This window comes from Embleya sp. NBC_00888 (assembly GCF_045207655.1).
Lineage (GTDB): Bacteria > Actinomycetota > Actinomycetes > Streptomycetales > Streptomycetaceae > Embleya.
The window spans coordinates 1,418,431-1,431,185 of record NZ_CP108785.1 but is presented as its reverse complement, the minus strand read 5'-3'; the positions used below and the strand labels follow the sequence as shown (position 1 = coordinate 1,431,185).

At 71.0% G+C, this 12,755-nt stretch carries 13 protein-coding genes and 1 pseudogene; 8 read left to right on the top strand and 6 right to left on the bottom strand.

The genetic code is table 11. The features are described from left to right. The first annotated feature begins 202 nt into the window (after window positions 1–202). On the top strand, window positions 203–1,363 hold the full coding sequence (locus OG948_RS40545) for a serine hydrolase domain-containing protein (RefSeq protein WP_331769981.1): 1,161 nt from the start codon (window positions 203–205) through the stop codon (window positions 1,361–1,363). A 129-nt stretch (window positions 1,364–1,492) separates the two neighbouring features. Here the strand turns inward: OG948_RS40545 and OG948_RS40540 are convergent, their stop codons facing one another. The 3 genes from OG948_RS40540 to OG948_RS40530 all read right to left on the bottom strand — a co-directional run bounded on the left by OG948_RS40540 (window position 1,493) and on the right by OG948_RS40530 (window position 3,941). Beyond that, window positions 1,493–2,419, bottom strand: a complete 927-nt coding sequence (locus OG948_RS40540; protein ID WP_331769980.1) for a hypothetical protein — start codon at window positions 2,417–2,419, stop codon at window positions 1,493–1,495. An 11-nt stretch (window positions 2,420–2,430) separates the two neighbouring features. Next, the gene (locus tag OG948_RS40535; RefSeq protein ID WP_331769979.1) at window positions 2,431–3,078 is read right to left on the bottom strand and encodes a SigE family RNA polymerase sigma factor; all 648 of its coding nucleotides are present in this window, start codon (window positions 3,076–3,078) and stop codon (window positions 2,431–2,433) included. A 209-nt stretch (window positions 3,079–3,287) separates the two neighbouring features. Continuing rightward, window positions 3,288–3,941: a serine/threonine-protein kinase gene (locus tag OG948_RS40530; protein WP_331769978.1), complete on the bottom strand. Its 654-nt coding sequence runs from the start codon at window positions 3,939–3,941 to the stop codon at window positions 3,288–3,290. A 495-nt stretch (window positions 3,942–4,436) separates the two neighbouring features. Here OG948_RS40530 and OG948_RS40525 point away from each other — a divergent pair, with 495 nt between their 5' ends. From OG948_RS40525 to ppk2, 5 genes are all read left to right on the top strand, one after another. Then, a complete protein-coding gene (locus OG948_RS40525) occupies window positions 4,437–5,030 on the top strand; it encodes a hypothetical protein (RefSeq protein WP_331769977.1) in 594 nt (197 codons plus the stop codon). 296 nt (window positions 5,031–5,326) lie between these two features. Further along, entirely contained in the window at window positions 5,327–5,722 is a 396-nt protein-coding gene (locus tag OG948_RS40520) for a PRC-barrel domain containing protein (RefSeq protein WP_331769976.1), read from the top strand. A 174-nt stretch (window positions 5,723–5,896) separates the two neighbouring features. Beyond that, window positions 5,897–6,292 (top strand): ATP-binding protein, encoded by a 396-nt coding sequence (locus OG948_RS40515; protein ID WP_331769975.1) that lies wholly within the window; start codon window positions 5,897–5,899, stop codon window positions 6,290–6,292. Window positions 6,293–6,382: 90 nt separating this feature from the next. After that, a complete protein-coding gene (locus OG948_RS40510) occupies window positions 6,383–7,324 on the top strand; it encodes a YihY/virulence factor BrkB family protein (protein ID WP_331769974.1) in 942 nt (313 codons plus the stop codon). A gap of 293 nt (window positions 7,325–7,617) precedes the next feature. Then, a complete protein-coding gene (gene ppk2 / locus OG948_RS40505; protein ID WP_331769973.1) occupies window positions 7,618–8,586 on the top strand; it encodes a polyphosphate kinase 2 in 969 nt (322 codons plus the stop codon). 80 nt (window positions 8,587–8,666) lie between these two features. Here ppk2 and OG948_RS40500 read toward each other — a convergent pair whose 3' ends face one another. Next, complete coding sequence (locus OG948_RS40500) at window positions 8,667–9,293, bottom strand: alpha-ketoglutarate-dependent dioxygenase AlkB (protein ID WP_331769972.1); 627 nt, start codon at window positions 9,291–9,293, stop codon at window positions 8,667–8,669. A 149-nt stretch (window positions 9,294–9,442) separates the two neighbouring features. Between OG948_RS40500 and OG948_RS40495 the strand changes: the two genes are divergently transcribed. Then, window positions 9,443–10,000 (top strand): DUF3592 domain-containing protein, encoded by a 558-nt coding sequence (locus OG948_RS40495; protein ID WP_331769971.1) that lies wholly within the window; start codon window positions 9,443–9,445, stop codon window positions 9,998–10,000. Window positions 10,001–10,055: 55 nt separating this feature from the next. Here the strand turns inward: OG948_RS40495 and OG948_RS40490 are convergent, their stop codons facing one another. Next, window positions 10,056–11,168, bottom strand: coding sequence for an acyl-CoA dehydrogenase family protein (locus OG948_RS40490; protein ID WP_331769970.1), 1,113 nt, complete (start codon window positions 11,166–11,168; stop codon window positions 10,056–10,058). A 34-nt stretch (window positions 11,169–11,202) separates the two neighbouring features. On the opposite strand from OG948_RS40490, the pseudogene OG948_RS40485 reads away from it, so the two are divergent. Next, window positions 11,203–11,472, top strand: a pseudogene (locus OG948_RS40485) (CGNR zinc finger domain-containing protein); the annotation flags it as partial. Window positions 11,473–11,651: 179 nt separating this feature from the next. Here the strand turns inward: OG948_RS40485 and OG948_RS40480 are convergent. Continuing rightward, window positions 11,652–12,356, bottom strand: coding sequence for a hypothetical protein (locus OG948_RS40480; protein ID WP_331773664.1), 705 nt, complete (start codon window positions 12,354–12,356; stop codon window positions 11,652–11,654). Window positions 12,357–12,755 lie beyond the last annotated feature (399 nt).

Sequence of the window (12,755 nt, the reverse complement as noted above, 5' to 3'; positions counted from 1 at the left end):
ACGGCTCGCGGGCGTGCCCCGGCCGGAATGTGCGCAGAGCCCGGTAGGCGTACGCGACGGATCGCACGGGCGCCGGGCCCAAGCCTGGGGTGCGAGCCGGTGCGCCCAGGGGCCGGTGGCCAACGGGCCGGTGGGCCAACGAATCACGCCGTGGAGAGGGGCCGGGCGGCCATCTTCGCGTTGCCCGCGACAAGGAGAACGAATGCACCGACACACCGCTCGTACGGATGGCAGCGGACCGGACGCCGAACCGGCCATGGATGTGGGCGCCGTATCCGAGGCCGCGCCGGCATCGGAGGCCGAGGGTTACGAGGCCATCCAGTCCCTGCTTCGGCAAGCCGTGACTCGAGGCGGCCTTCCCGGCATTCTCGCCGAGGTCCGCGACGGCGACCGGCAGTGGTTCGGGACCGCAGGAGTGGCCGACACCCGAACCGGCCGCACACGCTCACGGCAGGACCGGTTCCGCATCGGCAGCATCAGCAAGACGTTCGTGGCCACCGTCGTGCTGCAACTGGCGGCCGAAGGCAGGCTCAGCCTGGACGACACCGTGGAACGGTGGCTGCCCGGCGCAGTTCACGGCCGGCACCACGACGGTGCCGGGGTGGGCATCAGGATGCTGCTCAACCACACCAGCGGGATCTTCAACTACACCGATGACCAGGAAGCGCTGAACCGTTCCGAGACCCACACCCCCGAGTCACTCGTGCGGATCGCCGCATCCCATCCGCCCACCTTCACACCGGGCTCGGGCTGGGCGTACTCGAACACCAACTACGTCCTGGCGGGCATGATCGTCGAACGGGCCACCGGCCGCGCGCTCGCCGAGGAGATCACGGAGCGGATCGCCCGCCCGCTCGGCCTGGCCGGCACGTATCTGCCACGCGGCAGCGACCCGACGATCCACGGGCCGCACTCCCGGCACTACACGAAACTCTTCCGGACCGACCCCGGCGCGCCGGTCCACGACGCGACCGAGTTCGACGCATCGATGTTCTGGGCCGCCGGCGGAATGATCTCCACCGCCGGGGACCTCAACCGATTCTTCGGCGCCCTGTTGGGAGGCCGGATACTGCCGGCGGACCGACAACGCGAGATGTTCGGCACCGTGCCCACCCGCGACTGGATCTCCGACTCCGCCTACGGCCTCGGCGTTTCCTCGGTGAGACTGCCCTGCGGGGAGACGGTCTGGGGCATGGGTGGCGCGCTCTTCGGATCGTGGTCCTACACCTATGGCGCTCGCGATGGCGAACAGATGGTCACCACCAACGTCAACGGCGACTGGAGCGACGACGGGTGGGACGACCCCATCGGTATCTTCACCGATCTACTCCGGGCGCAGTTCTGCCGCCGCCTCCACACCTGAACACCGGAGTGACGACATCGGCCGCGCGGCCCGTGCCACGTCCGTCCGCGAACCCGGCGACGCGGGGCCACCGCACCGACCCCGCGCGAACTCTCCGTCCGCGTAGGGTCGGTGCCGTGGCCGGTGGCGCTACTGCCGGATGGTGGGCGCCTGTTGCCCGGCTGCCGGGGGCACCGGGTCGGTCGGCTCGCAGGTGGGGGTTCGAAACAGGACTCGGCACTCCTCGGGGGTGGTGCGGGTCGACGGGAGCGGCCCGTCCTCGCGGATTCCGGACGGAAGCACGGTGACCGCCCGCGTCGGCGTGGCCGGGTCGATCGCCCGGTCCGAGAAGATCGCCGTGTAGCCCTTGTCGTTCGCCGTACCGGCCCCGATCAGGCGATTCGTCGGCGCCTCGTACAACTCGACGGCGGAACCGGGGGGAGCCCACATTTCCCACGCCGTCCGGCCCGCCTCGAAGACCAGCCGGGAAGCCTCGTTCGCTCGCTCGGCCGGAACGGCTGTATGGCTGCGCCGCCCATAACTGGTGTCGACGAAGTCGACGGTGTCGGACCCTCGGGTGACGCGCAGTACGACCCCGGTCGCGCCGGATCCGAAGGTGCCTCGCCACATCACCCGATAGTTCAGACCGTCGCTGCCGTGCGCCCATTGGTCCACCTGGCACACGATGGCCTCCAGCAGCTTTCGTTGGGCCGCGTCGCGACCCTCGGTCGGCCCGTAGTCCTTGATCGCGCGTGCCAACAGGGCCTTCGTGGCGCCTGCGGGTACGGCCCGTCCGTCCCCGTCCGTCCGGCACCCGCTCCACGAAGCCCGCCGGTCGCCTGCGGGCGAGCCGTCGCCCAGGGCCGCGCCGCTCGAGGTGAAGGCGATGCCGCCGGCCACGGCGATCGCCGCGACGCCCGCGGTACACGCCGCCAATCGGCGCCGCCGGGCCCGCCTGATGTCCCGCCGCAGGCTCTCGTACCCGGGATGGGCGTGCTCGACCGTGTCGGCGTGCGCCCGAAGGGTGGCCGCCAAACGCGTGACGACCGGGTCCGGCACCGCGCTGTTGTCTTCCATGACGTTCCTCCTCAGGTGTGTGCGACGGTCCGCGCGGGGACGGGCCGGGAGCCGGTCGCGCCGTTCGCGGGTTCGGTCGGCCGCGCCGAGGCCGGCGACTCGGCCGACTTCGACGCCGACTGCTCCGCTCCGAGCACGGCGCGCAGCCGGGCCAGGCCACGCGAGTGTTGGCTCTTCACGGTGCCGATCGGAGTGCCGAGGATGCGGGCGACCTCCGCCTCGGACAGGTCCTCGTAGTAGCGAAGGACCAACACCGCCCGGGTACGCGGCGACAGCGTCGCCAACGCGGCCCACATGTCGGTGTGCAACTCGACCAGGGCATGCGCGTTGCGCACCGCCCCCTCGGGCAGTTCGGCCCGACTCTGCTCACGCGAGGACTTGCGCCGCCACCACGAGTTGTGCAGATTGACCACGACCCGCCGGGTGTACGCTTCGGCACCCATGCCCCGGTCGATGCGGCGCCATCGCCGGTAGACCCGGATCAAGGCGGTCTGCACCAGGTCCTCGGCGCGGTGGTGATCGCCCGTGAGCAGATAGGCGGTCCGCAACAACCGGGTCCGTGCGCCGAGCACGAATTCCTTGAACTCGGCGTCGTCCCCGCCGCCCGCTTCGTCCACCGCGCCGTGTGGCCGCCTGTGGTGCCTCTCGGCCCTGTCCATCCGTTCCCCGTTCCGCCGCGTACCGAAGACCTTTCGCCTGTAGTAGCCCGCGAGCAGCCCCAAAGGTTGCAGCCCCGCCCGCCTTTTTCGGACGACACCACTGCGGACATCGGCCACGACTCGACCGAGGGCCCGGGTCCCGCGCGCGGCGGCGGAAGCCGTCGGCCGCGGAGCGGTACGCCGCTACGCCGGCGGCGCGCACGGCCGAATCACTCCCGGGTTCGCCTCCAAGGCCGACACGAACCGATCAGGTCGCGGCCGGCAGGGTCGACGACGAAAACGTCCGTGGCCGGTCCGATCGCGAGCCCGCCACACTGCTCGGGCGACATGAAGCCCGGCGAGCCGACCGTGCTGCCGGTAAGGGTGAGTGCGCTCGCCTCGGACGCCAACGAGATGCCGAAGTCGATCACCACGGGCCCGTCCGGGGCCGGCATGACGTTCGACGGCTTCAGATCCCGGTGGATCACCCCGACCCCGTGGATCGCGGCGAGCGCCTCGGTGAGCCCGGCGCCCAACATCCGCAACTCGGCGCTCGGACACGGGCCGTGGGCCGCCACCGCTTGGGACAACGACATGCCGTCGACGTACACGGTGGCAAGCCACGGACTCGGCGCGTCCGGTGCGGCGTCCACCACGGCGGCCGTGAACGCCCCGCTCATCGCCCGGGCGGCGGCCACCTCGCGCGTGAATCGCCGCCGGAAGTCCGCGTCGTCCGCGAGTTCGGGCCGGCCGACCTTGATCGCCACCGCCCGGCCGGACGGCGACCGGCCGAGGTAGACCCGCCCCATGCCGCCTTGGCCGAGCCGCCGCTCGATCCGGAACGGCCCGATCCGCGACGGGTCGTCAGCCGTCGGCTCGCTCATGCCGCTCCCCACCAGCGCCCGCCCCGCGGCGCACCGGAACGCACGCCGCAGACCATCGACCAACATCCATCGGAGCGAACCCTGGCGTGGGCTTCGGGCAAGCCCCGCCCACGCCGCGGCCTTCCGCGACCGCCGACGCCCGGAGCCGCGTCCGACCGACCTCGCTCCGGGTGCGGACCCTGGCGGGAGGCGACGGTGTTCACCGACGCCGACCGTGCGGCCCCGGAAGCGGCGGAGCAGGGCACCCGCCCGGCCGAAGGAGCGGGCGTCGGTTCGCGCGAAGCCCGGGATACGAGTGGGCGCACGCGTCGCCGCTCCCGCCGGGCCGTGCCGCAGGCGGCCGCGCACGGTTTCCCGCGCATGCGGCCGGCCGGACCGGCCCGGAGGGAACGTGCCGTTCCTTCCACCCAACGCACGGGTGACGGGTCGGGGTATCGAGTCGTTCCAAGTGGGTACCCGGGCCTGACGATGTAGCCCATCCGGAAGGAGCCCCCCATGTCGGATCCGTCGCGGCGACAACCTTCTCGACCGGCGCCACCCACGGCCTTCCAGCAGGCGCGGCGGCGCAAGCACCCCGTGAAGCCGTCCTCCGGCGACGACACCGACGCCGCGCGCCTGCTTCGCATCTACCTGGGTGACCACTTCGCCGGCTCCACCGGCGGCGAAAACCTCGCCCGCCGCATCGCTCGCAACCACAGGGGCCGGGTGCACGGGCCCGCGCTGTCCGCCATCGCGGACGAGGTGGCCCAGGATCGCCGGTCGCTGAAGCGGATCATGAGCGACCTGGGGATCGCGCCACCACCCGCGAAAGCCGCCCTCGCCTGGGCCACGGAACGAGCGGGGAGACTGAAACCCAACGGCCGGTTGTTCGGCCGTTCGCCGCTGAGCAGCGTCATCGAACTCGAGACCATGCGCATGGGCGTCGAAGGCAAGGCGTCGTGCTGGCGAAGCCTGCGCGCCGTGGCCGACCACGACCGGCGTTTGTCCGCACAGGAACTGGACGAACTCCTGGACCGCGCCGAAGCCCAGTCCCGTTGTCTGGAGGACACGCGGACCAGCATCGCCGCGGCAACCTTCAGCCGACCCTGACGGCACCGACTCCGCCACCCGGTGTGATGCGGCCGCCGTCCAGGCTCGCCGCACGGTGGATCCGGCGGAGGACGAGCCCGGTGAAAGGCGCCCCACCGCTCACCCGGGTGAGCGCTGCGCTGGATGAGACCCTCACCGTGGGTCCCGGCGGCGCCCCAGGCCGATGAGGACGCGAACGAGGCATGGAGTGAGGGCTGCGGGGCAGGGGTGCGTCCGACCATTGCATCCAACGAGTTCCGGCCGCATGGTGCTCCGCCACCCGCTGCGGGATTCGTCGAGAACCGAGGAGGGTTCCCATGAGCACCGGGCCCAACGCGTGGGGTCACCGTCCCGAGTCCGGATACACCGCCGGCGCGAGCCTGACCGGCTACAAGGTGGACGCCTTCGACGGCCACATGGGAAAGGTCGACAAGCACAACGACGACGTCGACACCTCGTACCTGGTGGTGGACACCGGTGCGTGGATCTTTGGCAAGCACGTCCTGCTCCCAGCGGGCACGATCGCGAGCATCGACGCGGAGAACAAGGTCGTCCACGTTGCCTACAGCAGGGAACAGATCAAGAACTCACCCGAGTTCGACAAGGACAAGCACCGCGACGACCATGACCACCGCACCCGGACCGGCGGCTACCACGGCAACACCGCCCCGGGCATCTCCGGTATCTCGGATACCACACTCGGTGAGCCGTGAGCGGCAATCGGTCCGGTCCCCTTACCCCACGAGCGTGCCGAGGCGGCGGGCCGTGCCGGACTCCGGGCAGGAGCCGTACAGGGCCGCGCCGTTCGCCGAGTCCCCACGGGCAACGCCGGTGAATCGACACCGCGCACGCCCAACCGAACCACCAGGAGCGGCTGGAGCCAGGACATGACCACCCCGCCCGCCAACCCGTCCGCCGCCACCCGAAGTTGGGTCGTGTCGAACGCCCCCGGCACCCTGGCCGAGGTCCGTGCCACGGTCCGAGACGTCCTCGGCGCTTGGGGATGGACCCAGGACCGCGCGGACGATGTCGTCCAGATCGTCTCGGAACTCGTGGGCAACGTCATCCGCCATGCCTACGGCCAGGCCGAGTTGACGCTGACCCGCACCCGTGACGGAGTCGAGATCGGGGTGGGGGATCGGGCCCGCGATCTCCTCGTACTCCAACGTCCCGCGGACGGCGAGGGTGGTTACGGGCTGCGCCTGCTCGACTTGCTCAGCACAGGGTGGACCGTCGAACAGCACGCCGTGGGCAAGCACGTCCGCGCCCACATCATGCGCTGAATCCCGGCACCGCGTCGGCACGGTGCGTGCACGCGCCGACACTCTCCCTTCCCGAGTGCTGCATTCGTGACCGGCGGGCAGAAGCGGTGCATGGGCACAGCGAAACGAGTTCCACAGACGCGGGACATGAAGGGCGAGGAACTCTCCGCCGACGAGGCGTGGTTGACATTGCGCCGGTACGGCGGCTGGACACTGGTCAGGAACGCGTTCGTGCGCTTTCGCTATGCGGACGGGTTCACCCACTCCCGCGCGCTCGCGCTCCAGACGGTGCTGTCGGTACTGCCGTTCGCGATCGCCGTCGTCGGACTCTCCCGGGTCCTGCACACCGACAAATTCGGCCGGTTCGTCTCCGCCGTGCTCGCCCGGCTGTCCACCGGCCCCAGTTCGGCCGTCGTGCAGGACACGCTGCGCGACGCGGGCGAGGGCAGCGCGGTCGCGCTGTCCCTGGGACTGGTGTTCTCGCTGGTCAACGTCGCGACCGCGATGAGCCAGATCGAGCGCGGCGCGAACCGCATCTACGGCGTCGAGCGTGATCGCCCGTTCCTCCGCAAGTATGGCCGGGCCGCCGTGATGACCGTGGTGGTCGGCATCCCGATCGGCCTCGGCGTGCTGTTGACCGTGGCCGGCCGCGACATCGTCGGGGCCGCCGCCGACGTATACGGCTGGAGCGATACGCAGCGCACGGTGTGGGGCATCCTGTGCTGGCCGGTGGGCGTCGCGCTCGCGCTGATCTCCGCGTCCGCGGTGTTCCGGTGGTCGCCGCGCCGTCGCCAACCCGGCTTCACCTGGCTGGCGTTCGGGGCGGCCGTGTACCTGGTGCTGTGGGTGCTGCTGTCGTGGCTGCTCGGCCTCTACATTCGGCTCAGCGGCTCCTTCGACTCGGTGTACGGCCCCCTCAGTGCGTTCGTGTCCTTGATCCTGTGGGCCTACCTGACCTCGATCGCCCTCTTTCTGGGCCTGGCGTTCGCCGCCCAACTGGAGGCGGTCCGCGCCCACTTGCCCGAGCCGGTGCAACCGGATCCGGGCACCTGAGGACGCGGCGGACGACGACTTCCCGTGGCGGGCGCCGGTTCGAAGCGCTCGGTTGGGTCGCCCTGCCCCGCGCAGGCTCGGTCACCGACCGCCTCGTGCGGCGCCACCGGCCCCGGCCGACCTCCGGGCCCGAAACCCCGCGCGTGGTGCGCCGGGGTTCCGCCGCCGAACACCGAAACACCGGCATCGACGTACGCCGACCTCCTGGTCGTCGGCCCGCTCCCGGATGTGCGGAACATCATCATCCGACTGCCGGCCCGCGTACGAGCCGGTCAGGCGGGCACAGGCAGGGTGTGAATACCGGAGACGTCGACAGCGGCCGAGAGCCGGAGTTGCTCACGGGTCTGACCGTGGATTCCAGCAGGCCGGAGCAGCCCGTGCTGCTGGATGCGAGGGGACAGCCCCTCCGGACCTGGCGGGAGAATTTTCCGTACCAGCGCAAGATCCGCCGGGTGGAGTACGAGCGTGCCAAGCGGGTGCTTCAGATCGAGCTGCTGAAGCTCCAGCGGTGGGTCAAGGAGACCGGACAGCGGTTGGTGGTGATCTGCGAGGGCAGGGACGCCGCGGGCAAAGGGGGCACGATCCAGCGATTCACCGAGCGCCTGAACCCGCGTGGTGCTCGGGTCGTGGCCCTCGGCACACCCACCGAGCGCGAGGCGTCCCAGTGGTACTTCCAGCGGTACACCGGGCATCTTCCCGCGGGCGGGGAGATCGTGTTCTTCGACCGGTCCTGGTACAACCGGGCCGGCGTCGAACCGGTGATGGGATTTTGCACCGAAGAGCAGCATCGGCTCTTTCTCGCCCAGTGTCCGGCTTTCGAGCGGATGCTCGTGGAGGACGGGGTCCTGCTGGTGAAATTCTGGTTCTCCGTCTCGCGGGCCGAGCAACGTACACGCTTTGCGATCCGCCAGGTCGACCCGGTGCGCCAGTGGAAGCTCTCCCCGGTCGATCTGCGGTCGCTGGACCGCTGGGACGACTACACGAAGGCCAAGGTCGACATGTTCCGGGCGACCGACACCGAGCACGCGCCGTGGACGGTGGTCAAGACCAACGACAAACGGCGCGGTCGGCTCGAAGCCATGCGCAGCCTGCTGACGCGCCTGGACTACCCCGCCAAGGACGAGGCGGCGATCGGGGTACCCGACCCGCTCATCGTCGGCGCCGCCGGCACACTCCTGGAACCCGGCGAGGAGAGCAGCGACCTTTCCCCCACCCCTCTCGCGCACCCCGACGGCACACCCGGCGAGCATCCACAGCAGTAGGCCCGTCCGCCTTTCGACCTCGCCGCACGGTGAGGTCGAAAGGCGGTGCTCGGTGCCCGTGGCGGCCGGGTCGCCGCCGGTCAGCCGATGCCGCGTGGCCGGAACTGGATGCTGATTCGCGGCCCCGTGGCCCTGGTCGTCTTGGGGATCGCGTGCTCCCACGTGCGCTGGCAGGTGCCGCCCATGACGATCAGGTCGCCGTGGCCGAGTGGGCGCCGTACCGTTTCACCGCCACCGCGCGGGCGGAGCAGGAGGTCTCGCGGAGTGCCGACGGACGCGATGGCGACCATGGTGTTCTCGCGGGCTCCGCGGCCGTTGCGGTCGCCGTGCCAGGCGACGCTGTCGTGGCCGTCGCGGTACAGGCACAGTCCCGCGCTGACGAAGGGCTCGCCGAGTTCCGCCGCGTAGTGCTCGGAGAGCCGGTCGCGCGCCTCGGCGAGGGAGGGATGGGGCAGCTCGTCGGCGGCGCCGTAGTAGGCGAGCAGGCGAGGAACGTCGACCACCCGTTCGTACATGCGCCGACGCTCGGCCCGCCACGGGACGCTCTCGGCCAGCGCGGCGAACAACGCGTCCGCGCCGGCGACCCAGCCCGGCAGCTCGTCGATCCAGGCGCCGTCGCCCAGCACGGTGCGTCGCAGGCCGCGCGGCGGCCCGACCCGGATGACGTCGCTCTGGTCGAAGAGCGATCCCTGGAGACAATCCGACATTCCGCCACGATACTCCATTGAGCCGAACATGTGTTCGAGACGTGATCGGGGGTGTCGAACGCGGCCGTGAGGATGCCCGTCCCGACTTGCCCCGGTCGGGCGCGGCAGGACGCGAACTCCCGTACTGTCGAAGCGAATCGGGGTCGGGCATGCGATGGAACCTTGATCGTCCGAGCGGACGGCCGGCGAGCGGCGGGTCCAAAGTGCTGGGCATCGGCATGGCCTGCGCGCTCTTCCCCGTGGTCGTCGGCCTGCTGGTGCTGCTCGCCTGGGGGCTGTACTACGGCTTCACGCGGTCACCGACCGCCTCGGCCGGCGGTCTCCTGGTGCTCTGCTCGCTGTCCGGAGTCGCCCGGGTCGTGCTTCAGCTCAGGCTGCTGCGCCGCGGGGTCGCCGTGCCGGGAGTCGTGACGCGGGTCGACCGCAAGTGGATGGACGGCGAGGTGGGCGGCTATTGGGTCTACACCTCCCACGTGCGTTTCTCGGTCCCCGGCAGCGAGGAACGCACGGTCAAGGGGCCCGCCACCGAGCACACCCGGGTCGGCGACCCGTGCACGGTGCACTACGACCCCAGGAGGCCCTCCCGAGCGGCGGTACGCGAGACCCGGGGCGGCCTGGCCGGCCTGATCGTGTTCGTCGCGCTGTTCGTCGCCGCCACCGTCTGGTACGTGCTGTGGGCCGTCGGCGGTGGGCGCTGGTCGCCATAGCCGCCCGCCACCGCCCGCCACCGCCCGGCGGTGGGCGGCGGTGGGCGGCGGAGTCTCAGGGCTGCTCGCCGCCGGTCAGCAGGCCCTTGCCGATCATGTCCCGGCAGACCTCGACCGAGAAGGCCATCAGTGCGCCGGCCTGGGCGTCGCGGAAGTGTCGCTGGATCGGGGAGGATCGCAGAAAGCCCGAGCCGCCGCCGACCCGGAGCCCGAACTCCGCGATCGATTTCGCCACTTCGTTGGCGTAGAGCTTCGCTTCCACGGCGGCGACGAGGGCGCCCGGCGCGTTCCGGTCGGCGAGCCACATGGACCGTTCCGCGAGGGTGCGTGCGGCCAGGAGCTTTACGTGGGCGTCGGCGGCGTCGAAATGGACCCATTGCATGTCGCCGACAGGTTTGCCGGTACTCGGCACGACACGTTTGCGGGCATGGTCGGTCGCCGCGTCGAGCGCGGCCTCGGCGATGCCGATCGACAGCCACGGCAGGCCGAGCGCGATGATGTTCGGCGCCGTCGGGTCGACGATCCGACATCGGTTTTCTCGCCGCAGCAGGGTGTTGCGGAAGTTCACCAACTGGCTGCGGGTGCCGCGCAGGCCCATCGAGTCCCAGATCGACACCATCTCGATGCTGTCGTCCCGGCTCACCCCGAAGAACGCCGGTCCGTCGTCGAGCAGCGCGTTGACGAGGAAGTGGTCCGCGATCTCGCACCCGGACACGAACCGCTTCGCGCCGTCCAGTTCGAATCCGCCGTCCACCGGTTCGGCCCGCTGGAGCGGCATCAGGAAGAGGTTCCCGCCGGTAGGCTCCGACAGCGCGTTCGCGAACCGTTTGCCCGCCGCCAACTCCTCCGCGTAGAACTGCGGTCCGTACCCGACCAGCGCCTGTGCCGAGCCCAGATGCATCATCCAGACGCACGCCGTCGACGGGCACGCCTTGCCGATGATGCCGAGGATCTCTCCGAGCGCCTGGTAGGACAGCCCGGAACCGCCTCGCTCCCGGGGCATCGCGGCCAGGTCCAAGCCGGCCTCGTGTAACGCCGTCAGATTGGCGACCGGGAGGGTGGCCTCATGATCGTGCCGGTCCGCCGTCGCTGCGAACTGCCGGGCCAGATCCCGCGCCGCGTCGACGAACCGCTGTTCTTCCCTGGAAACCGCAAACGGTGAAGTCACCGGCTCAGCCTAGAAGTCTCGTGGGGACGTCGGGGTGGGTTCCCGCGACGCGAGCGGCGGGTGCCGGCCTCGTCGTTTCGAAGGGCGAGCCTCGCATGCCGAAGTCGCGGTCGCAGTCGCGGTACTGGCCCCCGCCATCGGGCCGACCGGGAAGCGGCAGTGGGTTGAAACCCATGGCGGCACGCACCTGGCGGCCACCGTCGCCCGGGACGCGGTCGAGTCGCAGACCGGGCCCTTCGCGGACCGCATCCGTAGCTGCGCCGCCGAGGATTGCCACCTCGTCTACGTCGACACCTCACGCCCCGGCAGCCTCACGATGGCAATGCCGCGTGATCGTCACGGCGAACGGGACCAAACGGTTCGGGCGACGCGGCAGCAGAGCCGACCGCGCTCGCCGACCATCTCGCCGCGCACGGCCCGGGGTTGGCGATGCCAGCCGGCGTGTTTCCGGGTCGCCGCCCGTGCACGGGTGCAACGCTCGTGTCAGGAGCGGGTGTTCGCGGGCGGGATCGCCGGTGTTCTGCCGTCCAGGACCGGCCGGTTCGGCACGGATGCGCGCGGGACCTCGAAGCGCGCGAGCCGGATGTACGGAGCGAGGCATTCCGGTGGGGTGTTGCGATCGGGGAAGCGTACGTCGAGCCTGAGCCGGTTCCCGTTCGCGTACAGCCGGGCGCCCTCGGGGTCGAGGCAACCCGCGTCGATGGTCACGGAGATCACGACGTTGTGGGCGAAGTCGGTTGCGGGGACGGGCTCCGCAGGCCGCTTGGTCGGGGCCCCGGTGAACAGGCCTGCCAGGACGTCCGCATCCTGTGTCGCCGATTCGGCGATGGCGAACACCTTGGGGAGGCCGCGGGCGTCGGCGAAGGAGATGGTCCGCGTGTCGAGGCGGCCGTCGGTGGGTGTGGCGGGTGGTCGGGTGCCGGGTGAAGTGGTGCCCGGCGGCGTAGCGCTCGGGGTGACCGGAGTTCCGGTGGAGCCGGCGGAGGGTGAGGCGACGGGAGTGCCGACCGATGCGGTGACCGGGGTATCGGACGCCGTTCGGATCGGCTCTCCCGCCGTGGGATTGTCGTCGTCGTCTCCTGCGAGCAGGAGCCACAGTCCGATCCCGAGGCAGGCGGCGGCGATCAGTGAGGCGGCGACGACGATGATCGTCCGGGTGGCGGGTGGTCGTGCATTCGACTCGGCCATGGTGATGTGACGTCGGCGCTCGGCGACCGGTTCCCCGATCGCGGAACATGGTGGCGCGGTGGGGACGGCCTGGCGTCGTCCGTGCCGGGAGGGCCGGTTCGGGGCATGCGCGTGGGGCGAGCAGCGGGACCGACACGGGGCACGGGGGCACGGGGCAGGTACAGGGGTAGGCGCCGGCCCGGCCAACTGCCGGGAGCCGTCCGGGCTTCGCCACGCCGGGGTCGACCATGGCAGGGGTTCCGGACGTCCCTCGGCAGCCTCGCGTGTTCGATCGGCGTGGCCGCGCGCGGACTTCGGCGTCGACCGACGTGGGCTGGACAGCCGCGGGTCGGTACGGACCTCGCGGCTGTCCTGATGCGCGCACGCTCACGGCCGATGCTCGCCGAGCGGGCCTGTCGG